Genomic DNA, 26133 nt, shown 5'->3' with positions numbered 1-26133 from the left:
TATTTTTATTTAGAATTAATAAAAATAAGTAATTTTGCTCCACTAAGCTTAATTATAAAAATGAAAAAAATTACTATTTCTGCATCTTTGTTAGCAGTGGCTATGCTGAGTGCACAGGAAACGGATACCATTAAAGTGGCTGAGATCCAGTCCGTATCACTCCAGGGAACACACAATTACAGAACCAAAAAATCTGAGTCCATAGCAAGACTTCCTTTGGAAAACCTGGAAAATCCTACTGTTTATAATCTTGTTCCTAAAGAAATCATCAGTGAAATGGGAGCTGTTGATTTCAATACCGCAATGGCTTCTGCTCCGGGAGTTGTTGTAAGCAACAGTGTGAATGACAGTGGTAATGATATTTTTCTGAGAGGATTCAGCTCGAATGCTAGTTTCAGAAACGGATTGACGCAAAACCCAAGAGTACAGTCCGAGATCGCTAATATTGAAAGAGTAGAAGTAATAAAAGGACCTTCAGGAACCTTATTCGGAGGAACGTTGGCCAATTACGGTGGAGTGGTGAATGTGGTAACCAAAAAACCACAGGAGAAATTCGGGGGAATTATCAATTACACGACTGGAAGCTGGGGAATGAACAGAATTACAGCGGATGTGAATACGCCTTTAAATAAAGAGAAAACAGCTTTGGCCAGATTCAATGTGGCTGCTTATTCACAGGACTCTTTCCAGGATGCCGGTTATAACAAAGGATTATTTTTCTCAGGAAGTGTTTTGTACAAAGTAAGTGACAAAACAACCGTAACACTCGATACCGAATTTCATGCACCGGATAAAACATTGAATGCTTATGTAAGAAACTCAGAAAAACTGACCTTACATTCGATGAAAGACCTTGAAGTAGCCTATAAAAGAGCATTTACAAGCAATGATATCGGTTCCAAAAGAACCAATTTTGTAACAATGGCTGAGGTTACTCATAAATTCAACGATCAATGGACTTCACGAACATCTTACCAAAGAGGTGAAGCCAATGAAAATGAATCTATCTTTTTAGTCCTCAGGTATTTGAATAACAATCAGGTAGAAAGAATGATCCGCCCTTTTGATAGTTTTAAAATTACGACAGATAATATTCAGCAGAATTTTACCGGAGATTTTAAAATAGGAGGCTTAAGGAACCGCCTTGTTGTTGGAATAGATTATTTCCAGCAAAAAACCATATATCAATATCCATATTATGAAGCCAACGGATACAGCAATGTCTTCCTGCCTTATGATAAAGTGAATCTTGACAGTTCTTCAGCATGGGACCCGATCTCAAGAAATAAATTCATGAATAAGGATAGAAAATCTACAGAATCTGATATTACAACATTCAGAACAATAAGCGGTTATATCTCTGATGTATTGAATGTCACAGATAACCTTTTGATAATGGCAAGTTTGAGAGTAGACAGCTATAAAAATGACGATACCATTGTGAATGGGGTAGAGATTTCTACTAAAAACGGATATCCTGAAAATAAAGTCTCGGGGTACAGCCAGACCCAGTTTTCACCAAAGTTTGGGTTGGTGTATGAAATTGTTAAGGAGCAGATTTCATTCTTTGCCAATTATGTAAATGGGTTTAAAAACTATGCTCCGTCCCTTAATGAAGCCGGAGTTTTAACAAAATGGGATCCCGAACAAGGAAATCAGATTGAAACGGGTTTCAAATTGGATCTGTTCAATAAAAAATTACTGACAACGGTAAGTTATTATAATATCAATGTCAAAAACAGGCTTGTTGCTGATCCAGGCGGAATAGGAAGCATTCAGGATGGTAATATTAAAAGTCAGGGACTGGAAATAGGAATTATCGCCAACCCCTTTAAAGGATGGAATATCGTAGCTGGATACGGTTATAATGATAACAAATATGATGACCGAAGCAAAGACAAAGGGAAAAGAATGGCCTGGACCCCTAAACATGTAGCCAATCTATGGACCAGTTACAAGATTATGGATGGCGCTTACGAAGGAATTGGTTTCGGGGCAGGATTCAATTTTGTAGACCAGACATACATCAACATCACAAATCATTTCCTGGCACCGTCTTATACAACGGTAGGTGCTACGATTTTCTATGACAAGAAAAAATACAGGATTGGGCTGAAAATGAATAATGCCCTGAATGAAATGTATTGGAACTTCTATGGACAGCCACAGAAGCCAAGAGAGATTCTTGCCAACTTCGCATTCAAATTTTAATCCTTAAAAAAACAAAAACAATCTCAAAGAAAATATAAGGGTGAAAACCGCAAAGGCGCAAATAGTAGATTTATAACGTGTAAGTTTTCCTGGAGCTTCAAATATGCTAAAGTAAACAGTAACAGGAATACTCCTTTCACTTTACAACATGCACAATGATAAATTCTTTTGCGCCCTTGCATTTTCAACACATATAATTTGGAGATACAAAAAGATATGGAAAACAAAAAAACTAATCCCAGGAAAAAGCAAGGAAAATCCCTTACCAAAAGGATTTCCGGATGGCTGCATCTCTGGCTCGGATTGGTATCCGGAATCATTGTGCTGACTGTTACCCTTTCAGGAACGGTATTCGTCTTTTGTGACGAAATTATTGATCTGTGCGGTGGAAATGCCAAATATGTTCAGGCTCCGGCCAATGCCAGAAAAATGACACCCGAGGAATTGCTTGCCCAGTTTCATCAACAAGTTCCGGACAGAAAAGCATTTTATTTCGATACCTATAAAGAAGCAGACAGAAGCTTCAGAGTAGCTTCAGCCACCCAGCCATCTAAAGATAAAAATGCGGGTAAAGTAGAGAAACCTAAAAAGAAAGAACGCGGTCCTCGAGGGGTATTTGCTTATCATTATCTTGACCCTTACACCGGAAAAGTGATCGGTTCTACAAAAAGCTATGAATTTTTCTATGTAGTAGCTCATATTCATGCTCAATTGCTGGCAGGAAAGTTCGGTAAAACGGTGGTCGGAATTGCCTCCATCATATTTTTTATTCAGCTAATCGGCGGACTGATTCTTTGGTGGCCAAAAAAATGGAATAAAACCACAAGAACTGCTGCATTTAAAATTAAATCAGGAACAAAATGGCGTAGAAAAAACTACGATTTTCATAATGTCTTTGGTTTCTATTCATTGCTTCCGGCGGTATTTATTACCATCACGGGACTGATTATGGCTTACAAGGTTTTGACAGATCTTACGCAACAGGCTTTCGGGGGAGCAGCAGACGCCCATATCATTGCTGAAAAATACGAACCCAAGTTTGATCCTCAGAAAAAAGCATTGTCCTTTTCTGCTTTTGTAGATAAAAATTTCAAAGAATTTCCTACAGCCAAGCAGTTCAGAATGAGCATTCCCAGAAATGACTCTACAGCTGTTTACCATGTGGCTGCTGCCAAATTCATTGGTTTAAAAAGTCTTGTGAACGGAAAAACAATGGAAGCCAACAAATACACTGGAAATGAAGTCAATTATCCAAAGGAAGTTCAGATGCATGAAGTGATAGAGCATATGAATTTTGATCTTCATGTAGGCTATTGGGGCGGTATGTTTGGGAAAATATTCACCTTCATTATCGGAATTATCTGTACAAGCCTTCCTATTACAGGATTTTTGATCTGGTGGGGCAGAAGAAAAAAATCACCAAAAAAGAATAAAGAAATTACAAACATTCATCAACACAGAAAAGATTCACATCATGAACAATTGGTTTAAAATTATATGCCTTCCACTATTTTTATTGTGTACATGGGGTAAAGCTCAGGAGAAACTGACAATAGGAGAGAAGCAGAACTTATTTTCAAAAGTTTTAAATGAAAACAGGGAAATCTGGGTTCACCTGCCCAAAACATATAACGACAGCACCATCAACCCTGCAAAGTATCCGGTAATTTATCTTTTAGACGGAGAAATCAATTTTGAATATTATACAGGATTGACAGATTTTATTGCCAGAACACCTTATGCAGATATTCCGGAATGTATTGTCGTAGGAATAAAAAATACAGAAAGAACAAGAGATCTTACTCCCACAAAATCTCAAAAGAAAAGCCCGGTAAATCCTACTCTTACTCTTTTTGCTGACAGTGGCGGAAGTGAAAATTTTGTAAAATTCCTGCAGGAAGAACTGAAGCCATTCATCCAAAAAAATTACAGAACACAGGGATATTCTGTTTTGGTTGGACATTCTTTTGGAGGATTATTTGCCATCAATACATTTCTTACTCATCCTGACTATTTCAATGCCTATGTTGCAAATGATCCGAGTTTATGGTGGGATCATAATGTGATGATTACAAAGACAAAAGAATATCTGGAGAAGAATAAAAAATTCCCGGCAAAAAAAACGTTGTATGTTTCCCAGGCAGACAATGAAGAGCAGCAGAAAAACTGGAATTCTGATATGACCCAGGCCATTGAAGAATTTAAAGGAATCATAGAAAAGAACGGATCCCTGAACTATAAACACCGCTTTTTTGAAGGAGAAACCCATGGAACCGTTTCTTATCCCGGAAATTATGAAGCGTTGAAATTTATATTTAAAGGTTTCAGAACCAATATAAAACAATTCGCCAAAAATCCGAAACTGCTTGAAGAAGATTATAAAAAGCTTTCAGAGAAAATAGGAACCGAATTTACCCCTTCAGAAGCCTACCTGAATGTAGTCATCAAGTTCATGAAGAGCAACGGTTTTAAAGAGTCCGAAACTTATTTTATCAACCTCAAAAATAGATATTACCCCATTAAATAATTGACTGAAACCATAAAAGCAAATTTGCAAACGAGCAGATTTGCTTTTTTTTATGCTTGTAGTTGAAAATAAAATCACCCTAAAAGGGGATGGTAATGTTAAGGTTTTGTATCTAAATTTGTTAAATGAACAGTTAGAAACTTATTGAAAGACACATTATATATGTAGATTGAAACAGATGAATCTTACTAAAAGAATACTAACTTAAAGAAGTGAAAAACTGACAAAACTGATATCATGAAAAAACAAATTTTGATAATTTGGGCACTATTTTTTATTCCCGGTTGGATATTGTCGCAAATGAACATTAATCAGGCAGATCTTCCCAGGAATATTCAGGTGGGTGTAGCTGCAAAAGCCATTATAGAGCTTCAATATGGAACCCCCAATATAAGGTTCGGAATCAGTACAGGAGTAGGATATCTTGCTTTTAATTCATTGCTGCCAGCTGTAAATATTGAGTATATTATCAATTATGGCGGCCTGAGTACGTATCAGGGTCCAGATAAAAAGCGGTTTTCGAACCAATTTGTAGGTTCATTATCTTTAACTTCGGGTTTGAATAATGAATTTAGAAACAACTCTTTAGAGTATATCAGGAACAGAAATAAACCTCTTTATTACTTTACAGATTTAACGCAGCCATCATTACAAAACCCATTTAATTCTTCATTTACCTTTGGAACCAACTGGATCTATCATCTTTCTGCCAATATTTCTAAACCGAACCGTTTACAAAGAGTTGGTTTTCTGGGTCTTAAAATAGAAAATTTTCAATTTGGATATCTTAATGATGGGGGAACACCAATTAAGAAAATTGGCTTAGGAGACAAAGAAGATCGATATTATACCGGGGGTGGATTTGTCAATATCAATTTACCAATGGACCGTAAAATCAATACTATTAATGCCAGTTTTTATAGGTTTACAGGATATTCGGAACTTGCTTTTGATACTGCAGATGAATTTCTTTTTGGTTATGTGGATTATGCTGACCCGAAGCAAAAATACTTCAATCATGGCTTCTGGAATTTTGGGATAGGAAATACAGAGCATTGGAACGGATTTATAAGGCTCAATAATGTTTATGATTTGTCTGAAGTTCAGAATATTATCCATTATTTGACCAAAAGCTCTTATCATCAGAATCAGAAACCCTTTTATATTTCTGCAGGAGGTTCTTATAATATGTCTAATCTTAATCTTTCCAATCATGAAAAATAAAGTGCTTATATTTTTATTATTACTTTCTCTTTTCAGTTGTAAAAGTTTTTTCAATCAGACTGAAAAAGAGGTAGATAGGTTAAGAGGTGATGAAGAAATCAGATTCTCTGAAATTAAACTCTCTGATTTTACCGCTTTCACCCGTCAGGTAAACAGAGATTACCCTTCTAAGCATTTCTATGGAACTAATAATCCTAATAGGCTTTCAGAAGCTAATACATATAATGAATTAAATCTGAATCCCGAGAAGGTTGAAAAATTGGAACAGCAGTATGTTTTGATTGATAAGGTTAAAAATGCTAAAGGACAGAAGAGAGTGATCTTTATTAGTACCATTCAACCTTTTAAAAGTGGAAAAAAATTAAGCTATGATTATCCTGTTTTTGATAAAGATGAATATATTAATATTAATTTTTTCAATTTTTTTAAGCTAGGGTATTTGGATGAAAGTAAGTCTGTCATTACTTTTTATAAGGATTGTTGTCACAAAGATTATTGGCATTTTAAGTGGAAAGAAGATGGTTCTATCTACATAAGAGGTTTAGAATTTGATTATAAAACAAGATTTGGGGAAGCTAATGAATTTTATTGTTTGGATAAAAAAACTTGGATGCCAATAGAATATCATCCGATAAATAATTTTAAATTTATTATTAATAGTGATCTGGGAAGCTCTCCGGAAGGCGAGTGTAGCACTGAAATTGCAGAAGAAAATAAAATTTACTTTGATGAAATAAATAAGAGAATGTATTTTCACTTCAATACTTATTTTGATTATGGAAATAAGTATAAATGGCTGTATTTTAAAGGAGATAGGGTGATTAATCATTGGATAGATTAATAAAAAGGTTTTCTTGTAGAGAAAACCTTTTTACCATTTTACTTTTTCATCCCATTAATGTCTGTTATCACAATTTATCGGGAAATCCTTCTCTTTTTTATCTAAAAAGCTAATGGAAGGACAGCCAAAAGACTGTGCAATAAATCCAAAAACAACAGGAGGTTTTCCTTTAAAAAGATAGCCTGTATATTGGAATCTGTTGGCTTCGTCGGCATCTATTCCATAAAGCGGTAAGAACTCACCCCCATCACTTCCGGCGAGAGAAAATGTCTTTTCAGCAATCTTCTCATTATGATCATTGATGATTACAAGTTTACGTTCCACAGTGTTTCCTTCTTCAAGATAATCCTGCAGATAATAGGTCATATTTTCATATTGTGACTGGTAGGTTTTTCCCTGAATCAATTTTGAAGGGCTGAAATATTTTTTTGAGATATCCGTATTGGCTTTTTGCCATTTCACAGCCTTCATTTTATTTTCCACGAAAGGATTTTTATTCCCAAAATAAGCGATGGCATTATTGAACCGGTCGTAGTCCGCTATCTTTTGGTGAGTGGCTACCTGAAAGCCCATCATATAAGACTCCGGATCCAGTTCTTCACTATCTGAATAAGGACTTAAATAAGCTACAGCTTTTAATTGGCTGATCGGCATTCTTTGAAGTTTATTAGAGCCATATTCATAAATATACAATGAGTCATTCTCAGTAAGATGAATACCGCTAAGCAGTTTTTTTCTGCTGGGAGCATCCAGCTCAAAATGCTGGCGTTCTTCAAAAGTCATCTGCTTCTGATTTTTCATGATATCAGCCGGAATGGGCGGAGTATCCTTAAAGATATCTGAAACAGAAATAAAAATATCCATATCGGAATCTTTTTCAGCTGATGAAATTGTAGACAAGCTGAAAATATTAAAATTCTGATAATCTATTTTCTCTTCCGTTTTTATTGTTTTTACAGAGTCATTAGCTGCTTTTGTGGTTGTGACACTTGTTTTTTTGTCATCTTTTTTACAGTTTACCATAACTAATGGAAAAGATAAAAGCGCTATGGCTGTGTTGATCTTCATAATTCTTCTTAACATGAGTATTGTGTTTAATTATAATTTATAATAAGGTTCTGAAAAGTACTTGCTCGGTTTGATGTAAGCTACTTGTCTCTCCATATCGAAAATCCAGATAAACCTGCGGAGCATATCTGCCCCGAAATAATTTACATGCTGGGTTTTCAGATCACCTGAGAAAAAGCCTGCTGAAACATCTTTGAATACGATATTTCCCAACTTGAAAAAAGGCAGAATTCCCTGTTTCGTAATCATACTTTGTCCTGCTGAGTTTTTCAGTGTTTTTTGGCCCGTCACTTGTAGTTTTGTATCAAGTTCCTGTTCTTCAGCAAAATCATTGCTGTATAGAATACCTCCTGAATAACCGGATTGAAGCACAAAATAAGCCTCTTTCTGATGCTTTCCATCCACAACGTTATCTGCTGATATATAAAAGGCTTCATGGTCTAAAATGATTTTTATGGGTTGAAAGCCGCTTAGATCAGGTTGATGCTTCTGATCATACATGACAAATTGGTTATTGTCATAATCGATCTTAAAAGATTTACCATCAAAAATCCCGGTTCCCATTTTCCCGTCAGCTTCATGTCCTGCTAATTGATTATCAAAAAAACGAACATCGTTTTGAGTTATTTTTCCTATTTCTATGGTATTATCGTCGCTTATTTCCTCTTTGTTGAAAATAATATGATCTGCTTTCCGCTGGCGTTCGGGTGAAATAGCACAATCTTTCATGGCAATCTGGAACATAAGATCCAGCGAATCCTTTTTATTGACAAGGGTTTTGACAATGATATTGTTATGCTTTGTAATCCGGAAGGGGATGGTTTGCTGTGCTTTCATACCAGACAGTCCGGCAGAAAACAGTATCAATAGGACTGTTCTTTTGAGCATTTTAGGTGATTAGTGTTTTAAAAATTTAAAATTACCCATTATCTTTGGAATAACAAATAGTAAAATGAAATGGTTGAAAAATTGCTTCAAAGCGGAATCCATTGGGAAAAGAAAGAATTCAGGAGAAATGAGTTCCTTAAGATTTCAGGCAGTACGGATACCGACATTTATTATATTGAAAGCGGAAGTGTCCGGATCTTTATGATGGATGAAAATGAGGAAAGAATCATTCGTTTCGGATACACCGGAAATATCATTGTCAGCCTGGATTCCTTTTTATCAGGAAAACCATCGGATCTTTATATTCAGGCGATTAAAAAAACAACGGTGAAAGTCGCTTCAAAAAAGGATTTTTATGAGTGGATACATTCCAATGAAGGACACATGAAGTTCTGGATGAATATTTTGGAAGATCTGGTACTCCAACAGTTGGAAAGAGAAAAAGATTTGCTGATCAATGCTCCTGGAGAACGTTTTGAGAGGGTTTTGAGGCGAAGCCCGAAGTTGTTTCAGGAAGTCCCCAATAAATATATCGCCAATTACCTGAGAATGTCGCCGGAAACTTTGTCAAGGCTTAAAAAATCTTGAGTTCAGTCAAGATTTAAGTAGGATAAGATCAGGATATTTGCATAAAAAGTATAATGAAAATTTCAGCCTCAGAATTATTAGATGAACTCAAAGAACGAACTCACCAGCATTTACAATATGCAGAAAAGCTATTACAAAAAACAGAAGAAGAGCTCAACTTTAGAGCCTCACAGGATAGTTGGAGCACATTAGAATGTCTGGAGCACCTTAACCGCTACGGAGGGTTTTATATCCCGGAAATTGCAAACAGAATATCGGTCTCTAAAACCTCAGCAAAACCTCATTTCAAGCCAGGACTCCTTGGAAATTATTTTGCAAACACAATGCTTCCGAAGGAAAAATCAAATACAATGAAAACCCTTAAAGCAATGAATCCTATCCACAGCAGGTTGAATAAAAGTGTTGTGGACGTATTTATCAGCCAACAAAAGCAGTTACTCGAATTATTAGAAAAAGCACAGCATATTGATCTGGAAAAAACAAAAACGAGTATCAGCATTTCGAAGCTGATCAAACTGAAGATGGGAGATACTTTTCGTTTTGTTATTTATCATAATACAAGGCATATTGAACAGATAAAAAGAATAGTAATTCATAAAAAAGAACATAGGGTTTTCAAAAAGGCTTAATTTTAACCTAATGGAAATCATACACCAAAAAAACATATCCACTCCTCTGGGAGAAATGATTGCCTGTGCTGTTGATCAGGGAATTTGTCTGCTTGAATTTACAGACCGGAAAAATATTGAAAAACAACTGAAGGCCTTATCAAAAGCTTTGAATGCAGAAATTGTACAAGAAGAGCATCTTCATTTCCGACAATTGGAAGATGAGCTGAAAGAATATTTTGAAGGAAAGAGAAGCCACTTTGAAGTTCCATTGTTTATTACGGGAACAGCGTTTCAGGAAAAAGTATGGCAGCTTCTCCGTGAAATTCCAATGGGAGAAATAAGAACTTATAAGCAGCAATCAGAATTTCTTGGAAACCCGAAAGCGATACGTGCAGTAGGAACAGCCAACGGAATTAATAAAATTGCCATAATAATTCCCTGCCATCGTGTAATAGGCTCAAATGGTGAATTGGTAGGTTATGCCGGTGGTATCTGGAGAAAACAAAAATTATTGGAACTGGAAAAAGCAATCTTGTTTTAGAAATAGTAAAAGACATTTTTATTCCTATCTTTCACCACTTAAAATAAGTTTTTCCCATCGTTTTATGAAATCGAAAATCCCGGCTATTTTAATTTTTTCAAGACTGATTATTGGGTTCGTCATCATTTCTTTAAGTCTTCTCAAAATAGAAAACTATCAGATAATTGCTGTCATTCTTCTATCCATAGGATTATTGACTGATATTTTTGATGGAATTATAGCAAGACATCTTCATGTTTCAACTCAGAAACTCAGACGTCTGGATTCTACTGTTGATCAGATCTTTTTCGTCTCGGTAGGAGTGGCCACTTATATCCAATGCCCAATGTTTTTCGAAACAAATGCTTACAAAATAGCTATTCTTGCCGGATCTGAAGTTCTTATTTATCTGGTAAGCTTTTTAAGATTCCGAAAAGAAGTAGCAACACATTCTATCGGTGCTAAAATCTGGACTTTACTACTTTTTGGAACATTAATTCAGGTTATTTTACAATGCCAGTCAGTTGTTTTATTTAACCTTTGTTTTTGGATTGGCCTGCTTACGAGAGCAGAGATTATAGCGATTCTTTTAATACTCAAAACCTGGACTAATGATGTTCCTTCCGTTTTTCATTCAATCCAGCTCAGAAAAGGAAAAGAGATTAAAAGAAGTAAAATTTTCAATGGCTAATATTGATTTTAAAAAGGATTTAGTCGGAATAATATGTTAATAGAAAAATATCGGTAAAACTAAAATTATTGAAATTTGAGAAAGCTATTTTGTTTTGATTTTTGTAATTTTAAGCAAAAATTTACACGTGAAAAATTTAATAGCAGCAGTTTGCATTTCAATTTCAGCATTCAGTTTTGCACAAGATTATTCTGTACCGGCAGCAAGTCCGCGTCAAAAGGTTGAGCAGCAGTTTTCAATGTCCAAGATCTCCATCGACTATGGAAGACCGGGGGTGAAAGGACGTAAGATCTTCGGAGAATTGGTTCCTTATGGTCAGGTTTGGAGAGCAGGAGCTAACTCGTCTACGAAAATTACTTTCGGGCAGTCCGTTAATTTCGGTGGAAAAACTGTACCGGCAGGAACATACGGATTATTTATTGTTCCTACAGAAAAAGAATGGAAAGTGATCCTGAATAAGGACTTCCAACAATGGGGTGCTTATACTTATGATCCTAAGCAGGATGTAGTAGATGTTACCGTACCGGTAAATCAACTGGCAGACAAGCAGGAATGGTTTGAAATTACTTTGAATCCTACAGACGAAAACTCAGGAAATCTGGTAATCAAATGGGATATGGCTCAGGCTGAAGTTCCTTTAAAACCATCAAAATTAGATACCGTAATCAAGATTTCCGACAAGTTGAAAGAAATCAAGAAAATAGAATCAGATTCTACTAAAAAGAGCTAAATAATGAATTTTTCTATTCAGCCTGTTTTAGAGAATGAAGAATTTCAATTAATCCCCTTACAGCAAGGGGATTTTGAATCTTTATATGAAGTAGCTTCCGATCCTAAAGTTTGGGAACAACACCCTAATAAAGATCGTTATAAGAGAGAGGTTTTTGAAAACTTTTTTACAGGAGCTATGGAGAGTGGGGGTGCTTTTAAAATTATTGAGAAAGCTACCGGAAGTGTATTGGGAAGCAGCCGTTATTATGATTTTGATGAAGAAGATAATCATATTTTTATAGGGTATACTTTCTATGGGACAAAATCCTGGGGTAAAGGGATCAATCCACAGGTTAAAAAGCTGATGCTGGATTATATCTTCCAGTTTGTAGATAAGGCTCATTTCCATATCGGAAAAGAGAATTTTCGTTCTCAAAAAGCTTTGGAAAGGCTTGGAGGGCAAAAAATAGCGGAAGAAGAAGTCGCTTATTTTGCAGAGCCTACAAGAACCAATTTTGTATATGAAATCAAAAAAGGAGACTGGGTATGAAAAAATATAAAATCCAGCAATCTCCATTTGTCGTTCCTACTACAGATGGAAAACTGATTGAAGAACATTGGGGAAACTCCACTGGTAATTCTAATGTTTCGATCGCTCACATGGTAGCCCCTCCGGACTGGAGTGAACCTCATCAGACCCCTGAATTTGATGAATTTACTTATATTATTTCAGGGAAAAAGCAATTTGAAATCGATGGTGAGATGGTGATCCTGGAAAAAGGGCAAAGCATTCTTATTGAAAAAGGAGCGAGAATTCGGTATAGTAATCCGTTTTCGGAACCTTGCGAATATCTTGCGATCTGTCTTCCTGCATTCTCTATGGAACTCGTGCACAGAGAAGAATAAGGAGATTAAGAAAGTTTATAAAAATAGAAAGGCAAATTTGCAAAACAGCGGATTTGCCTTTTTTCTTGCTGAAAATTACTATTTCATTCTTTTAATAATCCGGAGAAACTCATCTTTTTTCCTTTGTGATACCTGCAAAGAGGTTTCGTCACTCATAATGATATAACCGCCCCGCCCACGGATATATTTTTCAACATGCTGGAGATTAATCAGGTGTTGATGATGAATGCGGACAAAACCTTGTTCTTTCAGTGTTTCTTCAAAATAGGCGAGGGTGTGGGATACCATCATTTTTTTTCCTCCTTTGAAAAAGATTAAAGTATAATTGTCATCAGCCTGAAGACGTACAATATCCATGGTATGAACGTAGACCAGACCTTCCATGGTTGGCAGTGCTATTTTGCTCTGCTCCATAGGGCTTTTAATATGATGGAGCAGGGCAGATAGCTGCTGGATTTTATTTTTATCTTCCAAAAGCTTAGCCACCTTATTTACGGTGAGGATCAATTCATGAATCACAATGGGCTTCAGAAGATAGTCTACCGCATGATGTTTGAATGCCTGTACAGCATACTGATCATAAGCAGTAACAAATACGGTGTAAAAATTACTATCGGATACCTTTTCAAATAGTTTAAAACCGTTTTCAACAAGCATATTGACATCCAGAAATACCAGCTCCGGGGATGTTTCTCTGATGACCTCAGCGGCTTCACTTACAGAGGCGGCTTCCCCTGCTATTTCAATATCCGGGCAATATTTGGATAAGAAGCGAAGAAGGGTTTCTCGTGATTCCTGTTCATCGTCTACTACAATAGATTTTATTCTGCTCATAGAAAAGGAGTGTTTTTGATGGTTATTTTGACAATTGTGCCCTGTGTGGAGGGGCTTATGGTATTTTTATCAGTGATCTCAGTAGAAATAGATGTTCCATAGAGTTCATTGATGGCGGAAATTCTGCCTGCGGTAATTTTCAAGCCCATAGATTTATAATCGTCCGGTCTGCTGTCGAATTCACGGGCTTTTTCAAACCCTACACCATTGTCTTCTACAATACATATGATAGAATCTTCGCTCCGGGTACAGGAAATCCGAAGAATTCCTCCTGTTTTCAGATGCCTCAATCCATGGCTGATAGAGTTTTCAGTATAGGTTTGAAGCAGCATTGTAGGGATTTTTAATTGTTCCAGTCCGGTTTCTACTGAAATCTCATACGTAAAGTGATTTTTAAAACGCATCTGCTCGAGTTCAATGTAAGTTTTCAGCATAGCCATTTCTTTATCAATCGTATTCCAGTGCTCTTTGGAGTGGGTGAGAGTCTTTCGGATCAGGTCTGAAAAGGCTGCCATATAATAATTGGCATTCAATTCATCTTCTTTACCATAATAATTCTGGATAGCATTCAGGACGTTGAAGATAAAATGAGGGTTGATCTGTGCGCGGAGAGCCTGCATTTCCAGTTCAGCGATCATTTTTTTTCTTTCCGTTTTTTCCGCTTCTTTTTTACGGATAATATTGACACGGTGTCTGTATATAATGATCATAAAAACAAGCAGCAACAGAAATATTCCTCCCATAAACCAAAGGTCTTCCCAAAAGGGAGGTTTTACGGCAATAGCCAGTACAGCGGGTGTTTTATTCCATATATTATTTTTTCCGGATGCCCAGATGCTGAGATGATAATTACCGGGCTTTAGAGCCCCCAGATTTAATGTGCTTTCTTCTGTAATGACCGTATCATTCTCTGCTCCGGACAGAAGATATTTATACTTAATATCCTTTTCATCAAGATAAGAAATAGCGGTATAGGAGATCTGTGCGTTATTCTGATTGTATTTCAGACTGATCTTTTTAGGATAATAAACGATGCTGTCTTTGAAGGAGGCTTTCAGAAAATATACTTTATAAGGCTGGCTTTTGCTGACCTGATCCTGATTGATGGCAATAATCCCATTGGATGTAGCAAGAAAGGCTTTTCCTTCTCCAAATGTAATCGTATTGATCATGTGACTCGGAACTCCATCAGCTGCTGAAAAGTGATAAATAGAGTAGTGCATGCGGTCGTCAAAAGTGACTCTGGATAATCCTTTGTCTGTATTGATCCACAGCCTTTCTTTCTCATCTATATAAGCTTTTTCGCAGATATTACTGATGAGTCCATTGGTTTTATTCAACTTCATTACTTTCTGGCCATCACGAATGAAAATACCATCAGAATGAGTGCTGATCACAAGTCTGCCTTTCAGGAAATTCAGCGACGTTATCCGGTTTCTGCCTAAAGCCGGATCCTTTATGAATTTTTTTAAAAGCGGATTATAATAGAATAATCCCTGTATTGTTCCGAGCCAGTAGATGCCCTTTGCATCAATGGCTGTTGCCGGGGCAGCTATGTTGGTGCTCAGTGCTGGCAGTGGGCTAAATTTTCCTTCTTTAAGATCATAAATAAGATGATTCTTTTTTTCATTACTGGTATAGCTTACCAGTGCGGTATTATTTCTAATGAACGCTGATTTTTGAGAAAATTCCAGAAGTCTTGTGTATTGATTTCCGGTCAGACTGCATTTGTATAAACCACTGTCTGTTCCGACAAAAAACGATTCATTGTCAATAGGTAAAAAATACCTTAGTCTGTTCCATTGCCCGTCACCCAGTGTATATAAAGGTCTAAAGCTGTTTTTATCCCTGATCATAATAGCACTGTTGCTATATCCTGCAAGAAGTTTTCCTCCCGGCAGATATTTTATAGTGGGAACATTATTATCTATAAGCCCGTCAGCTGTGGTATATACAAAAGTTGTATTGGCCGGCTGCATATAGACCCCTTCATTGGTAGGGTACCAGCAATTACCTTGTTGATCTATAAAACTGCTGTAGCTTACAATGTCTTTCATTGCAATGTAATATAGATTTTGACCTGCCAGCTGATCAGGATCATATTCCAGAATTCCACTTGTGGTACAGAACCATATCTTATCATTTTTACCTATCGTAAGGTCGATAATATTGCTGGGCAATTCAATTTTTTTAACAAGAGGTGTAGTTCCTTTAAATACAATATCATATACTGTTTTTAAATTTCTTACATACAGATGGCCGTTCAGATAAAAACTGGCTCTTACAGCTTTTTCTTTAAATGTATAAACTGTTGTTGATTTTTGATTATCCTTCCTTATGATCTTTTTCAAAGTCATGTAATAATGATTGCCCTGATCTGAAAAATGCAGGTGGGGAGATTGTGATGTACTGTCTTTTGGATTGGAAATACTGCTTTTACCTATAACATATTTCCTGTGCTGATCAGAATACGGATGCCATCTTGGAGCAATATCGTAGAAACCAATTCCCTTTTTTTCCATGAGACGGCAGAGCTTATCATTCTGTACAGAATATACTTTTCCATTATAAATGTAAGTAGGGCTTCCGTTATAGGTGCTTACCCATAATCGCTGCCAGGAATCTTCCCATGCCTGAAAAGTTTCATTGTCCGGAAGTCCATGATTACTGGTGATGGTTTCAAAATGATGCCCATCAAACCTGGAAATTCCCCAGCTGGTACAGAACCAGATAAACCCCTTGCTATCCTGATACACAGAGTATACCGTATTGCTGGGTAACCCATCACTTAAACTATAATGACGAAGTTGGGGCTTCTGACTGTATATCAGCAGGCTATGAAGCAACAGGAATAATATGAGACGGTAATGATACATAGTTTTCAGGCTAATATAGAGAAATCTCCAGAATGAGAAATACTTCAATAGGTCATATTTACCGTTCTTCTTCTCATTGAATCCATCAAAATACTCGCTTAGGTTTTTATCCTGCTCACTTGCTCATTAGTTCTTTTTTTTTTTCTAAAAAAGAGACAACTTGTACCTGTTTATCGGTAACGGCATCCCGTGATAATCAAAGAATGCCATCACAAAAATATTATCTTATGAAAACAACTTTAACTAAGATCTTTCGATCATCAGATTCATTTTTAAAAAGAAGAAAAATAAACCTTCTTATTTTTACGGCTTTATTTTGTAGTACGGCTTTAAGTGCCCAGATAATAATAACTGATCCTGGTGTTCCATCCGTTCCTGCCAATACAAAAGTAAAAATAACCAGACAAATTGTTGGTTCTGGTATACCTGGAGATGTTTCTTCACCTGTATCATTGGAAATTAAGTCAGGTTCAGCATCAGAAACTCATTCATTCTCTCAATATCTGGTTCAAGGCCAAAACCCAATAAATACCTATACGTTTCCATTACTTCTTACTCTTCCAGGATATCCACCGTCAGTACGGACTTTTAAAGTTTATTTTCCTAATCCCGGGTTGACAAGTAAATACTATCCGGTTCCCACGGCGATTGGAGGTTCTACTACGATTATTCCTGGATGCTGGACACCTGATATGGATCGCGGATTATACTATGATATTGGTCCCACTAACAGCTATGGATACGGAGTAACTCTTACCCGTAAGGCTTCTGCAGAATATCTTCTTCAATGTAGTAAATTCCTCTGCTATGTATGTGATCCATGTCCTCCTGTAATTTCAACGATGAGTAAATCAAATACATCCGAACAGAACAAACCTAAACTTTATCCCAACCCAAGCAGTGGATTATCAGAATTTGCATATACTGCTTCAGGAAAAGAGACTATTACGGTAATGGTTGCAGATATTGCAGGCAGAACAGTATATGGGTATAAGACAGATATGGAATCAGGGGTTAATAAACTACCCATAGATATTCAAACTTCGGTATCAGGAACTTATTATGTGAACTGGCGTTCCAGTAACGGAAACTCAGGCTCATTACAATTGATAAAGAAATAAATAGATACCGGTAAAAACTAATATTGATGAAAAAGGCGCACTAAGGTGCGCTTTTGTGATTTATGATCTTGAAACCCTGATGTATACTGTGTTCTGGGAAATAATTAGCTCAATTGATAGCATTTGTTTTTGAATTATTTTGTAAGTTCGCGGACTTAAAAAAATGAACTAATTAAAATCTATGAAAAACAAATTATCAATAGTATTCATGCTGGGAATCGTGCTTTCTACTACTTCATGTGCAACCATTTTTACAGGAACTCAGGATTCAATAGCTTTTTCTTCAAGCCCTGAAGGCGCAAAAGTATTTCACAAAGGAATCGAAAAATGTACAACACCTTGTACGACTAAAATCCCAAGAGCTTTGGGTAAGCAGATGATTACATTTGAAAAAGAAGGATTTGAGAAGAAAGAAGTAAAATTGACAAAAAACTTTAATGCTGTCACCTTACTGAATATTATTCTGGGAGGTGCTATTGGAGTTGGAATTGATGCGGCTACAGGATCTCTGACCAAATATTCTCCAAAAAAATATGATGTTGAGCTGCAAGCAAAACCATAACTGGATAAAATATAAAAGAGCAAAAGAAAAAAGGCAAATTCGGAATGAGCGGATTTGCCTTTTTTATTCTTATTTCAGTATTTCTTTCAGGAACATCAAGGTATGATTCCAGGCTCTTTTAGCCATTACGGCATTATAATCCGGTGATTTTGGATCGGTGAACGTATGTTTTGAATGAGCATAGGTGATAATCTGCCAGTCGGCGTTTCCTTCGTTCATCTCTTTGATGAGGTTATTATAATCATCAGGTGTTACGCTTTTATCATCAGCTGGATTTTCAACCAGGATTTTAGCGCTCAAAGCTTCGTTTTTTCGACTCTGATCTCTCGTAAGACTGCCATGGATGGAAACAACGCCTGCAACAGGCAGATGTCCTCTCGCGGATTCTAAGGCACCCGTGCCTCCAAAGCAATAGCCAATAACGGCTACTTTGTCAGAAATTGCTCCGTTTTTCTTCAGCTGCTCCAAAGCCAGCGAAATTCTTTTCTGATATTCCTGGTAGTTCTGCTTATAATATCCTGAAGTTTTAGAAGCTGCTTCATTGTCAGCAGGAATTTTTCCTTCACCATAAATGTCAGCGATAAAGGCAATATAACCTTGCTTTTCAAGTTCAATAGCTGCTGTTTTAGCTTCTTCATCAATCCCTTTCCAGGCGGGTAGAATCAATACTCCCGGAAGTTTTTTTCCTGCATTGGAGGTGATCAGACCATTCAGTTTCTGAGAACCGTCCTGATAAGAAACTGTTTTAAGTTTCTGACTGAAAAAGGTACCTGAAGCCATAATCATTGTGGTTAATAAGATTGAACGTATCATATATGTATAGTTTAATTTTTTTTGGAGCTATTTCCCGCTCTGCGCACTCGCTATTTTCTTTTACAAAAGAAAATGAGCTCAAACAAATGCTACGATCGGGGCTAAGATTATAGTCATTAATTTCAATTTTCATCCACCGAGAGGAGCAAAGCAACGAAGCAATGACAAAAAAATCCTCATCTAAATTAATAAAAATAACTTAGAATGAGGATGAATAAAATGTTAAATGAAGGTTCTAAACAAGGCTAATTGTAATAACTTTATAGTAGAGCATCAACTGCTATCGGTTATTTGTTAAAAAATTGCACAAGTCTGTTTGTGTACCACACCGGATTATCTTCACCCAGAGCGTGCCCGCTGTTCGGAACAATACCGTATTCAACGTTGGAAGCTACTTTGGCTACACAGTCAAATGTTTGCTTAGACGGAATTCCTTTTTCCCCGTTAAGGACTAACACAGGAATTGTTAATTGGGTTTTGAAATTGGATCTGTTGTCCTTTCCATCCTGTATCAGCGTAGCATAATGCTGGAAACCTCCTTTCATCGCACCAGGCTTACTGTATTGACGAATGTATTCTGCTCTTACTGCTTGGTCGATATGCTTGTCCGGCGACATTAGATCATACATTGGGTTCAGATATGCGGCTTCTTTACCTGCTGTAAGCATTGCTGCCAGATCTGCCTGTGCATGAAACCCAAAATGCCAGTAGCCTCCTGTAGCCGGATTCATTAATTCTTCTAAACCGAACCCGGGGATCAAAGATTCACCCAAAACAAGTTGCTTAACTTCATCCTGATGCTTCACAGTATAGGCATAAGCCACCATCATCCCAATATCAATACCCACAAGGCGAATATCTTTCAGGTTCAGCTGCTGTACAAGCTGATGAATGTCTTCTGCGATATTGATCTTGCTATAGCCGCTATCACTAATTTCAGAATCACCCATTCCACGGAGATCGGGAGCAATAGCAGTATATCCGGCTTTTGCCAATTGGATCATTACCGGCTTCCATTCCAGCCACGTAAACGGCCAGCCGTGTAAAAGAATTACTGCAGGTCCGTTCCCACAGGTTACATAATGAAGCTTAATACCGTTAACGTTGGTGAAATGGCTTGTAGGAACTGGATCCGCTGATTTATTTGTTGGAGATGAGACTGGCTTTACTGTTTGGCCAGAGGAAAACTGAAAAAATAGAAAACAGATCAGTGAAATTATTATTCTTTTCATTGTAAAAAATGATTGATTAGAGAGTTATAGTTAGTTGAATTAAATTTGATGTAGAAATGGATAATCGGTGTATCCCTTCTCATCACCGCCACCATACATTGTGGCTCGGTCAGGTGCATTAAGCTCAGTGTTTAAATGAAACCGTTCCGGAAGATCCGGGTTTGCAAGGAAAAGTGCCCCAAACGAAACCAGTTGAGCTTTTTCTGCTTTGATAACTTCTTCAGCGGTTTCTCTGGTATATCCAGCATTAATGATCAGCGGCTTTTGAATGGTCTTACCATATCCTTCGATGACATCCTTTGGGTATTGAGGATATTCATCTATTGGAAACATCGGTTGCATAAGATGAATGTAAGCAATGTCCAATTTATTGAGTTCTGTGATTAAATAGGTGTACAGACTTACCGGATCCGAATCTAATATACCATGATAGATAATGCTTGGTGATAGTTTTATACCCACTTTTCCGGGTCCGATAGCTTCTATTAAAGCTTTCATAACATCCAATGTGAAACGGCTGCGATTCTCTATGCTTCCTCCGAATTCGTCTGTTCTGGTATTGGATGATTCCGATAAAAACTGATTGGGTAAATACCCAAAGGCGCCATGAAGTTCAACACCATCAAAACCTGCTTCTATGGCATTGATTGCAGCTTGTTTGTAATCCTGTATCGTTTGTTTGATTTCTTGATTGCTCAGTTCTCTGGGGGTCTCAAAAGGTCTCTGTCCTATTTCGGTAAAAACAGTTTGTGTAGGGATCGCAATAGCAGAGGGTGCAACGGGGATTTCTCCATTTTTATTTTGAGAATGTGCAGCGCGGCCCATGTGCCATAATTGTGCGAATATTTTACCACCGGCCTGATGAACGGCATCGGTTACATTTTTCCATGATGCGATGTGATCCGGAGTATAAATACCTGGTATAAAAGGCATGCCAATAGCCTGCTTAGAAATAGTAAGTCCTTCCGATATGATCAACCCTGCGCTTGCCCGTTGTTGATAATACAGAGTAGTGAGTGGGCCGACAAGTCCGTTTGCATCAGCACGGCTTCTGGTCATGGGAGCCATGACCATATGATTTGTCAATTGAATGCTGCCAAGATAGGTAGGTTGTAAAAGGTTCATGTGTAATATTTTTATTGTTAAATGTTGTTTTCAAATAAAGTAGCGGATTATTTTTACCCTGTATTTATTTGATTTCTTACAAAAGATTTGCAAAATTATATCAATTGCTTTATATTTGCAAGTAGGTACACTTATGTACATCAATGACAAAATATAAAGTATTACCGTAAAACCTAGATATAAGTGAGTGAAATTGATAAAAAAATAACGTGCGACATGCAAAGTGCGTTGGAGGTATTGGGAGGAAAATGGACTTTTCTTATTATTTACACTTTGCTGGATGGCAAGAAAAGATTTAAAGAGTTAGAAAGGGCAGTGATTGGAATAAATACCAGAATGTTGGTCAAAGATTTAAAAACACTGGAAGAGCATCGAATTGTAAAGAGGGAAGCTTTTGCAACGATTCCGCCAACAGTTGAATATTCCTTAACTGAAAAAGGAAGAGAGTTGGAGGCGACGATGAGGGCACTCAATAATTGGACTATTGAATGGTTTTATAAAAAAGACTAATAATGTATGTAATTATCCAATTTTTATCCCCAGTTTGATGAGTTCCTGCTCCAAATTTGTTTCAGGATCTACCTGAATGGTATGAAAATTTAATGATTTTGCCATTTCAATATTCTTCGTATTATCATCAATGAAAACCGATTCCTCAGCCTTGATATTGTATCTTTCCAGCAGCACATGCCAGATTTTAGGATCAGGTTTGATCAGTTTTTCTGTTCCGGAAACTACAATTTTACCCTCAAATATCTGGAAGAAATCATAGTTTTCCAATGCATAAGGAAAGGTTTCTTCCGACCAGTTGGTCAGTCCGAATAGGTTATAGTCTGTATTTTTAAGCTTTCTGAGAACTTCTACATTTTGTGGAATATCGCTTTTCAGCATGACCGTCCAGTTGTCGTAGAAAGCGTGGATCTCTTTTTCCCATTCAGGGAATTTTTTCACCTGAATTTCTGTTCCTTCAGCAAGACTTCGTCCTCTGTCCTGTTCTATATTCCATTCATCCTGGGCGATATTTTTCAGGAAATATTCCATTCTTTCGTTATCGTTAAAATAATTTTTGAAGAAATATCTTGGATCCCAGTCCATGAGTACACCTCCGAAATCGAATATGATGTTTTTTATTTTCATAATGTTTAATATTATTGTGAAATCCTCCTGTTTTTGTGAACCATCCCGTCAGAAAAGAGGAATTTTTACCGCTCTACTCAATATTGGTACAACGGGATGATTTTGTGCTATTCCGGTCTGTAAAACTGATACTGTCCTTCTTTATAATACGCGTTGATATGCTGAAGCCCATTGGTCAGTATGATTTCTTTAGCTCCAATAATGGAATTATATCTGGCTGTTTGTTCAAATGTTTTTTCCGTTAATTTGATCTGTGGAGCCTTGCATTCGATCAAAATTACAGGTTCCGTTTTTTCAGTAACCAGAAGGTCAATACGTTTGGTAAGACCATTCAAAACAATCTTCTTTTCGGTAATCAGGGCCGATGCAGAATAGGATTTTACAGTAAGGTAATAATGTATCCAGTGCTGTCTTACCCATTCCTCAGGAGTGAGCAGAAGATAAGTTTTACGAACCAAATCATAAATAAAAAACTTATCTTTGTCTTTCTTGAATTTAAAATCAAAAGTTTCCTGAAAATTCAGTTTTGGAAGTTCCATTAATAAGATGAAAGAATTAGATTTAATCCTCAAAAATATTAAAAATAAAGAAGTTTTACCTATTTATTTTTTCCACGGAGAAGAAGCTTACTTTATTGATGTCGCTGTAAGAGCTCTTGAACACGGCTTTTTGGAAGAAGATGAAAAAGCTTTCAACCAAACGGTTACCTACGGAAAAGATACTTCTTATCAGGAGGTGCTTTCTCTGGCAAGACAGTTTCCAATGATGGGGGACAAACAGGTGATCATTGTGAAAGAAGCTCAGGATTTAAGACTGAATGAAGAGGAAAACAGAATGCTGGAATCCTATGTAGAAAATCCAATTCCTTCTACGGTTTTGGTTTTTGCACACAAACATAAGAAACTGGACAGCCGAAAAAAGGCCGCTAAAGCATTAGACAAATCCAAAGCGCTTTTCCTGAGTGAGTCCGTAAAGGAAAATAACCTTCCGAAATGGATCTCAGATGAATGCATAAAGCTTGGCATCAAGACGGCTCCCAATATTTCTCATCTTCTGGCAGAGTATCTTGGAAACGACCTGTCAAGAATTGCCAATGAACTGAACAAACTGAAGATGATCCTTAAAGAAGGAGAAATCCTTGATGGAGCGATCATTGAAAACCATATCGGAATCAGTAAAGAATACAATATTTTTGAACTTCAAAAGGCTTTGGGAACAAAAAATGCCAATGCAGCCTTTAAGATTGCCCATTTTATGGGGAAGAATCCGAAGAACAATCCTTTTGTAATGATGCTGGCAAGCCTTTACAATTATTTTTCAAACGTCATTATCTACCAGACCATGGCAGGGCAGTCTCCGCAGACGATTGCATCACAGATGGGCGTAAACCCTTATTTTGTCAAAGACTACGCAGAAAGCGCAAGACTTTACCCTTTAAAACATGCTACAAGAGTCATTTCTATTTTACGTGAATTCGATATGAAAGGAAAAGGCCTTGGAGCAGTGAATATGGGCGATGCAGAACTGATCAGAGAACTGGTATACAAGATTATCAATGTAGATAAGATTAAGATGAAGGTATAATGTGTGTTGCAGGGTAGCGAGATAAGTGATTCGAGACATACCGGTACGAGATATGAAAATAGGAGTGTTAGATTTTGCAATCCGAATCCCAACCCTCCCAACAATTACCATCGAAATTCAACATATCAGATATTGACAAGTATCATTAAAATAACTTTAAAAAGACGGTAAAAATTACGAAATTAGCGGTCTTAATTAAATCTTTTCGAACAAGTAAATTATGGAGCAAAATATTTTAGATTGTGTGATCGTTGGATCCGGGCCTTCTGGCTTTACCGCTGCTATCTATGCAGCAAGAGCAGACTTGAAACCTGAATTGTATACAGGTTTGGAGCCAGGCGGACAATTAACAACCACTACTGAAGTTGATAACTTTCCAGGGTATCCAGCAGGGATTACAGGTCCTGAAATGATGATGGATCTGCAAAAACAGGCAGAAAGATTTGATACCAAAGTTCATTATGAAATGATCACCAGAGCTGAGTTTTCTAAGGAAGTAGGCGGTGTTCACAAATTATATGCAGGAAACAAAGAAATCCTTGCCAAAACTGTCATTATCTCTACAGGAGCTACAGCAAAATATCTAGGTCTTGATGATGAGAAAAAGTATGCAGGAGGAGGGGTTTCAGCTTGTGCTACATGCGATGGATTCTTCTACAGAGGAAAAGATGTAGTGGTAGTAGGAGCAGGAGATACTGCAGCAGAAGAGGCTACTTACCTTGCAAAACTATGTAAGAAAGTAACTTTATTGGTAAGAAAAGACGTGTTCAGAGCTTCAAAAGCAATGATTCACAGAGTAGAAAGCACTCCGAATATCGAAGTGAAATTCCACCACGAGCTAATCGGAATTGAAGGGGAAAACAGCCTTGTAGAAAGAGCGGTGATCATCAATAACCAAACTCAGGAAAAGTCTACAGTGGATGTTGAAGGGATCTTTATCGCCATTGGCCACAAACCGAATACTGATATCTTCGCAGGTCAGGTAGATCTTGATGAAAACGGATATATCGTTACTGAAAAAGGTTCTTCAAGAACGAATCTTCCGGGCGTATTTGCTGCTGGAGATGTTCAGGATCATATCTACAGACAGGCTATTACAGCTGCCGGAAGCGGATGTATGTCTGCAATGGATGCAGAGAAATATTTAGCTGAATTACACTAGTCGTATTTAGTTTATAGAATACAAAGCGTACCCAATGGGTGCGCTTTTTTTGTTGTGTTATTGTGTTGAGAAAACACAAGAGTGTAAGATTTTTTTTAATTTTTTGAACCATTAAGGAATTTGAAGCTGTGAAGGGAAGTTAAGGAAAACATCAAAGATGTTGTTAGAAAGCATTGTATTTCATCTTAATATTCTTAATCATTTAATTTTTCTTAATGGTTTTTAAAATATGTGGTTATCAATTGTATCGCAGATAAAATCCTTGCGCCTTATAGCAGATTACTTTACTATAATTAGCGCCTTTGCGATTTTCCAATATCCTCCATTAAAAAATCAATTAAAATCGTGAAATAGGTAACAAAAACATTGATATATTTGTGAAAATGCAAAACGATCCAAACTTGGATCTAAAGAAACTATCAACTGAACAAAAACGAATAAAAAATGAAAAGAGTAACCGCTATCGGAGGCATCTTCTTTAAGTGTAAAGAACCTGAACAAGTAAACGAATGGTATAAAACCCACCTGGGACTGGAAACCAGCCCATACGGAACTAAATTCGACTGGAGAGAAGCAGATTCTGATAAGAAAGGATATACACTATGGAGCCCTTTTAAGGAGTCTACCCAGTATTTTGAGCCTTCCACAAAAGAATTTATGATCAATTACCATGTAGAGAATATTGAAGCTTTGGTAGAAGAACTGAAAAAAGAAGGAGTAACGATTCTGGACGAGATTGCTGCGTATGAGTATGGAAAATTCGTTCACATTCTGGATCCGGAGGGCAATAAGATCGAATTGTTCGAGCCGGCAGGAGAATAGTACTGATTGGTCATTTCGAAGAAATACAGCCTGTTATTCTTATTAAATGGTCAAAAGAATTGTTGAGATTCCTGCGGAA

27 protein-coding genes are annotated in these 26133 nt (G+C 36.9%); 18 read left to right on the top strand and 9 right to left on the bottom strand.

Translation table 11 applies throughout. The annotated features are described in order from the left end of the window. Positions 1-60: 60 nt before the first annotated feature. The 5 genes from AC07UM_RS03000 (at position 61) to AC07UM_RS02980 (ending at position 6803) form a co-directional block, all read left to right on the top strand. Entirely contained in the window at positions 61-2211 is a 2151-nt protein-coding gene (locus AC07UM_RS03000; protein ID WP_494682543.1) for a TonB-dependent siderophore receptor, read from the top strand. 216 nt (positions 2212-2427) lie between these two features. Continuing rightward, positions 2428-3702 carry a PepSY-associated TM helix domain-containing protein gene (locus AC07UM_RS02995; protein WP_494682544.1) on the top strand — a complete coding sequence of 425 codons (1275 nt, stop codon included), beginning with the start codon at positions 2428-2430 and terminating at the stop codon, positions 3700-3702. Next, positions 3686-4738 (top strand): alpha/beta hydrolase, encoded by a 1053-nt coding sequence (locus AC07UM_RS02990; RefSeq protein WP_494682545.1) that lies wholly within the window; start codon positions 3686-3688, stop codon positions 4736-4738. Before AC07UM_RS02995 ends, AC07UM_RS02990 begins: the two co-directional genes overlap by 17 nt. A 237-nt stretch (positions 4739-4975) precedes the next feature. After that, positions 4976-5962 (top strand): polymorphic toxin type 23 domain-containing protein, encoded by a 987-nt coding sequence (locus AC07UM_RS02985; protein ID WP_494682546.1) that lies wholly within the window; start codon positions 4976-4978, stop codon positions 5960-5962. Further along, positions 5952-6803, top strand: coding sequence for a hypothetical protein (locus AC07UM_RS02980; protein WP_494682547.1), 852 nt, complete (start codon positions 5952-5954; stop codon positions 6801-6803). The genes AC07UM_RS02985 and AC07UM_RS02980 overlap by 11 nt, the downstream gene beginning before the upstream one ends. A 54-nt stretch (positions 6804-6857) precedes the next feature. Here AC07UM_RS02980 and AC07UM_RS02975 read toward each other — a convergent pair whose 3' ends face one another. Together AC07UM_RS02975 and AC07UM_RS02970 are read right to left on the bottom strand one after the other, a co-directional pair. Continuing rightward, positions 6858-7886: a hypothetical protein gene (locus tag AC07UM_RS02975; protein WP_494682548.1), complete on the bottom strand. Its 1029-nt coding sequence runs from the start codon at positions 7884-7886 to the stop codon at positions 6858-6860. A gap of 15 nt (positions 7887-7901) precedes the next feature. Next, positions 7902-8759, bottom strand: a complete 858-nt coding sequence (locus tag AC07UM_RS02970) for a hypothetical protein (protein WP_494682549.1) — start codon at positions 8757-8759, stop codon at positions 7902-7904. Between the two features lie 69 nt (positions 8760-8828). Between AC07UM_RS02970 and AC07UM_RS02965 the strand changes: the two genes are divergently transcribed. The 7 genes from AC07UM_RS02965 (at position 8829) to AC07UM_RS02935 (ending at position 12786) form a co-directional block, all read left to right on the top strand. After that, entirely contained in the window at positions 8829-9347 is a 519-nt protein-coding gene (locus AC07UM_RS02965; protein ID WP_494682550.1) for a Crp/Fnr family transcriptional regulator, read from the top strand. A 53-nt stretch (positions 9348-9400) separates the two neighbouring features. Next, positions 9401-9976 carry a DinB family protein gene (locus tag AC07UM_RS02960; RefSeq protein WP_494682551.1) on the top strand — a complete coding sequence of 192 codons (576 nt, stop codon included), beginning with the start codon at positions 9401-9403 and terminating at the stop codon, positions 9974-9976. A gap of 10 nt (positions 9977-9986) precedes the next feature. Beyond that, the gene (locus AC07UM_RS02955; RefSeq protein WP_494682552.1) at positions 9987-10499 is read left to right on the top strand and encodes a methylated-DNA--[protein]-cysteine S-methyltransferase; all 513 of its coding nucleotides are present in this window, start codon (positions 9987-9989) and stop codon (positions 10497-10499) included. A gap of 64 nt (positions 10500-10563) precedes the next feature. Next, a complete protein-coding gene (locus AC07UM_RS02950; protein WP_494682553.1) occupies positions 10564-11169 on the top strand; it encodes a CDP-alcohol phosphatidyltransferase family protein in 606 nt (201 codons plus the stop codon). A gap of 127 nt (positions 11170-11296) precedes the next feature. Beyond that, entirely contained in the window at positions 11297-11899 is a 603-nt protein-coding gene (locus tag AC07UM_RS02945; protein WP_494682554.1) for a DUF2911 domain-containing protein, read from the top strand. A 3-nt stretch (positions 11900-11902) separates the two neighbouring features. After that, positions 11903-12430 carry a GNAT family N-acetyltransferase gene (locus tag AC07UM_RS02940; protein ID WP_494682555.1) on the top strand — a complete coding sequence of 176 codons (528 nt, stop codon included), beginning with the start codon at positions 11903-11905 and terminating at the stop codon, positions 12428-12430. After that, on the top strand, positions 12427-12786 hold the full coding sequence (locus tag AC07UM_RS02935; protein ID WP_494682556.1) for a cupin domain-containing protein: 360 nt from the start codon (positions 12427-12429) through the stop codon (positions 12784-12786). Before AC07UM_RS02940 ends, AC07UM_RS02935 begins: the two co-directional genes overlap by 4 nt. Before the next feature lie 78 nt (positions 12787-12864). Here the strand turns inward: AC07UM_RS02935 and AC07UM_RS02930 are convergent, their stop codons facing one another. Both AC07UM_RS02930 and AC07UM_RS02925 read right to left on the bottom strand, forming a co-directional pair. Further along, on the bottom strand, positions 12865-13620 hold the full coding sequence (locus AC07UM_RS02930; protein WP_494682557.1) for a LytR/AlgR family response regulator transcription factor: 756 nt from the start codon (positions 13618-13620) through the stop codon (positions 12865-12867). Beyond that, the gene (locus tag AC07UM_RS02925) at positions 13617-16496 is read right to left on the bottom strand and encodes a sensor histidine kinase (RefSeq protein ID WP_494682558.1); all 2880 of its coding nucleotides are present in this window, start codon (positions 16494-16496) and stop codon (positions 13617-13619) included. The genes AC07UM_RS02930 and AC07UM_RS02925 overlap by 4 nt, the downstream gene beginning before the upstream one ends. Positions 16497-16723: 227 nt before the next feature. Between AC07UM_RS02925 and AC07UM_RS02920 the strand changes: the two genes are divergently transcribed. Next, on the top strand, positions 16724-17617 hold the full coding sequence (locus AC07UM_RS02920) for a T9SS type A sorting domain-containing protein (RefSeq protein WP_494682559.1): 894 nt from the start codon (positions 16724-16726) through the stop codon (positions 17615-17617). 181 nt (positions 17618-17798) lie between these two features. Further along, a complete protein-coding gene (locus tag AC07UM_RS02915) occupies positions 17799-18179 on the top strand; it encodes a PEGA domain-containing protein (RefSeq protein WP_494682560.1) in 381 nt (126 codons plus the stop codon). A 69-nt stretch (positions 18180-18248) separates the two neighbouring features. Here AC07UM_RS02915 and AC07UM_RS02910 read toward each other — a convergent pair whose 3' ends face one another. The 3 genes from AC07UM_RS02910 to AC07UM_RS02900 form a co-directional block, all read right to left on the bottom strand. Continuing rightward, entirely contained in the window at positions 18249-18992 is a 744-nt protein-coding gene (locus AC07UM_RS02910) for a dienelactone hydrolase family protein (RefSeq protein WP_494682561.1), read from the bottom strand. A 287-nt stretch (positions 18993-19279) separates the two neighbouring features. Continuing rightward, on the bottom strand, positions 19280-20224 hold the full coding sequence (locus AC07UM_RS02905; RefSeq protein ID WP_494682562.1) for an alpha/beta fold hydrolase: 945 nt from the start codon (positions 20222-20224) through the stop codon (positions 19280-19282). A 39-nt stretch (positions 20225-20263) separates the two neighbouring features. After that, positions 20264-21349 carry an alkene reductase gene (locus AC07UM_RS02900; RefSeq protein ID WP_494682563.1) on the bottom strand — a complete coding sequence of 362 codons (1086 nt, stop codon included), beginning with the start codon at positions 21347-21349 and terminating at the stop codon, positions 20264-20266. A 216-nt stretch (positions 21350-21565) separates the two neighbouring features. Here AC07UM_RS02900 and AC07UM_RS02895 point away from each other — a divergent pair, with 216 nt between their 5' ends. Next, positions 21566-21859, top strand: coding sequence for a winged helix-turn-helix transcriptional regulator (locus AC07UM_RS02895; RefSeq protein ID WP_051890105.1), 294 nt, complete (start codon positions 21566-21568; stop codon positions 21857-21859). Positions 21860-21871: 12 nt separating this feature from the next. Here the strand turns inward: AC07UM_RS02895 and AC07UM_RS02890 are convergent, their stop codons facing one another. Next, a complete protein-coding gene (locus AC07UM_RS02890; protein ID WP_494682564.1) occupies positions 21872-22486 on the bottom strand; it encodes an HAD family hydrolase in 615 nt (204 codons plus the stop codon). A 107-nt stretch (positions 22487-22593) separates the two neighbouring features. Then, positions 22594-23025 (bottom strand): type I restriction enzyme HsdR N-terminal domain-containing protein, encoded by a 432-nt coding sequence (locus tag AC07UM_RS02885; RefSeq protein WP_494682565.1) that lies wholly within the window; start codon positions 23023-23025, stop codon positions 22594-22596. A 7-nt stretch (positions 23026-23032) separates the two neighbouring features. Between AC07UM_RS02885 and holA the strand changes: the two genes are divergently transcribed. The 3 genes from holA to AC07UM_RS02870 all read left to right on the top strand — a co-directional run bounded on the left by holA (position 23033) and on the right by AC07UM_RS02870 (position 26054). Continuing rightward, complete coding sequence (holA, locus tag AC07UM_RS02880; RefSeq protein WP_494682566.1) at positions 23033-24070, top strand: DNA polymerase III subunit delta; 1038 nt, start codon at positions 23033-23035, stop codon at positions 24068-24070. A gap of 220 nt (positions 24071-24290) precedes the next feature. Further along, on the top strand, positions 24291-25232 hold the full coding sequence (gene trxB, locus AC07UM_RS02875; protein ID WP_494682567.1) for a thioredoxin-disulfide reductase: 942 nt from the start codon (positions 24291-24293) through the stop codon (positions 25230-25232). A 444-nt stretch (positions 25233-25676) separates the two neighbouring features. Beyond that, a complete protein-coding gene (locus AC07UM_RS02870; RefSeq protein ID WP_494682568.1) occupies positions 25677-26054 on the top strand; it encodes a VOC family protein in 378 nt (125 codons plus the stop codon). The last annotated feature ends 79 nt before the right edge of the window (positions 26055-26133 follow it).

This window comes from Chryseobacterium sp. GW821-FHT04C04, assembly GCF_059420365.1.
This window is presented reverse-complemented; position numbering and strand designations above follow the sequence as displayed.

Coding starts and splice junctions, on each gene's coding strand:
- AC07UM_RS02885 (WP_494682565.1), bottom strand. CDS start 23,025: ATGGAACTTCCAAAACTGAATTTTCAGGAAACTTTTGATTTTAAATTC.
- AC07UM_RS02980 (WP_494682547.1), top strand. CDS start 5,952: ATGAAAAATAAAGTGCTTATATTTTTATTATTACTTTCTCTTTTCAGT.
- AC07UM_RS02970 (WP_494682549.1), bottom strand. CDS start 8,759: ATGCTCAAAAGAACAGTCCTATTGATACTGTTTTCTGCCGGACTGTCT.
- AC07UM_RS02930 (WP_494682557.1), bottom strand. CDS start 13,620: ATGAGCAGAATAAAATCTATTGTAGTAGACGATGAACAGGAATCACGA.
- AC07UM_RS02975 (WP_494682548.1), bottom strand. CDS start 7,886: ATGTTAAGAAGAATTATGAAGATCAACACAGCCATAGCGCTTTTATCT.
- AC07UM_RS02990 (WP_494682545.1), top strand. CDS start 3,686: ATGAACAATTGGTTTAAAATTATATGCCTTCCACTATTTTTATTGTGT.
- AC07UM_RS02985 (WP_494682546.1), top strand. CDS start 4,976: ATGAAAAAACAAATTTTGATAATTTGGGCACTATTTTTTATTCCCGGT.
- AC07UM_RS02915 (WP_494682560.1), top strand. CDS start 17,799: ATGAAAAACAAATTATCAATAGTATTCATGCTGGGAATCGTGCTTTCT.
- holA (WP_494682566.1), top strand. CDS start 23,033: ATGAAAGAATTAGATTTAATCCTCAAAAATATTAAAAATAAAGAAGTT.
- AC07UM_RS02905 (WP_494682562.1), bottom strand. CDS start 20,224: ATGAAAAGAATAATAATTTCACTGATCTGTTTTCTATTTTTTCAGTTT.
- AC07UM_RS02925 (WP_494682558.1), bottom strand. CDS start 16,496: ATGTATCATTACCGTCTCATATTATTCCTGTTGCTTCATAGCCTGCTG.
- AC07UM_RS02940 (WP_494682555.1), top strand. CDS start 11,903: ATGAATTTTTCTATTCAGCCTGTTTTAGAGAATGAAGAATTTCAATTA.
- AC07UM_RS02950 (WP_494682553.1), top strand. CDS start 10,564: ATGAAATCGAAAATCCCGGCTATTTTAATTTTTTCAAGACTGATTATT.
- AC07UM_RS02890 (WP_494682564.1), bottom strand. CDS start 22,486: ATGAAAATAAAAAACATCATATTCGATTTCGGAGGTGTACTCATGGAC.
- AC07UM_RS02870 (WP_494682568.1), top strand. CDS start 25,677: ATGAAAAGAGTAACCGCTATCGGAGGCATCTTCTTTAAGTGTAAAGAA.
- AC07UM_RS02900 (WP_494682563.1), bottom strand. CDS start 21,349: ATGAACCTTTTACAACCTACCTATCTTGGCAGCATTCAATTGACAAAT.
- AC07UM_RS02910 (WP_494682561.1), bottom strand. CDS start 18,992: ATGATACGTTCAATCTTATTAACCACAATGATTATGGCTTCAGGTACC.
- AC07UM_RS02920 (WP_494682559.1), top strand. CDS start 16,724: ATGAAAACAACTTTAACTAAGATCTTTCGATCATCAGATTCATTTTTA.
- AC07UM_RS03000 (WP_494682543.1), top strand. CDS start 61: ATGAAAAAAATTACTATTTCTGCATCTTTGTTAGCAGTGGCTATGCTG.
- AC07UM_RS02935 (WP_494682556.1), top strand. CDS start 12,427: ATGAAAAAATATAAAATCCAGCAATCTCCATTTGTCGTTCCTACTACA.
- trxB (WP_494682567.1), top strand. CDS start 24,291: ATGGAGCAAAATATTTTAGATTGTGTGATCGTTGGATCCGGGCCTTCT.
- AC07UM_RS02955 (WP_494682552.1), top strand. CDS start 9,987: ATGGAAATCATACACCAAAAAAACATATCCACTCCTCTGGGAGAAATG.
- AC07UM_RS02960 (WP_494682551.1), top strand. CDS start 9,401: ATGAAAATTTCAGCCTCAGAATTATTAGATGAACTCAAAGAACGAACT.
- AC07UM_RS02895 (WP_051890105.1), top strand. CDS start 21,566: ATGCAAAGTGCGTTGGAGGTATTGGGAGGAAAATGGACTTTTCTTATT.
- AC07UM_RS02995 (WP_494682544.1), top strand. CDS start 2,428: ATGGAAAACAAAAAAACTAATCCCAGGAAAAAGCAAGGAAAATCCCTT.
- AC07UM_RS02965 (WP_494682550.1), top strand. CDS start 8,829: ATGGTTGAAAAATTGCTTCAAAGCGGAATCCATTGGGAAAAGAAAGAA.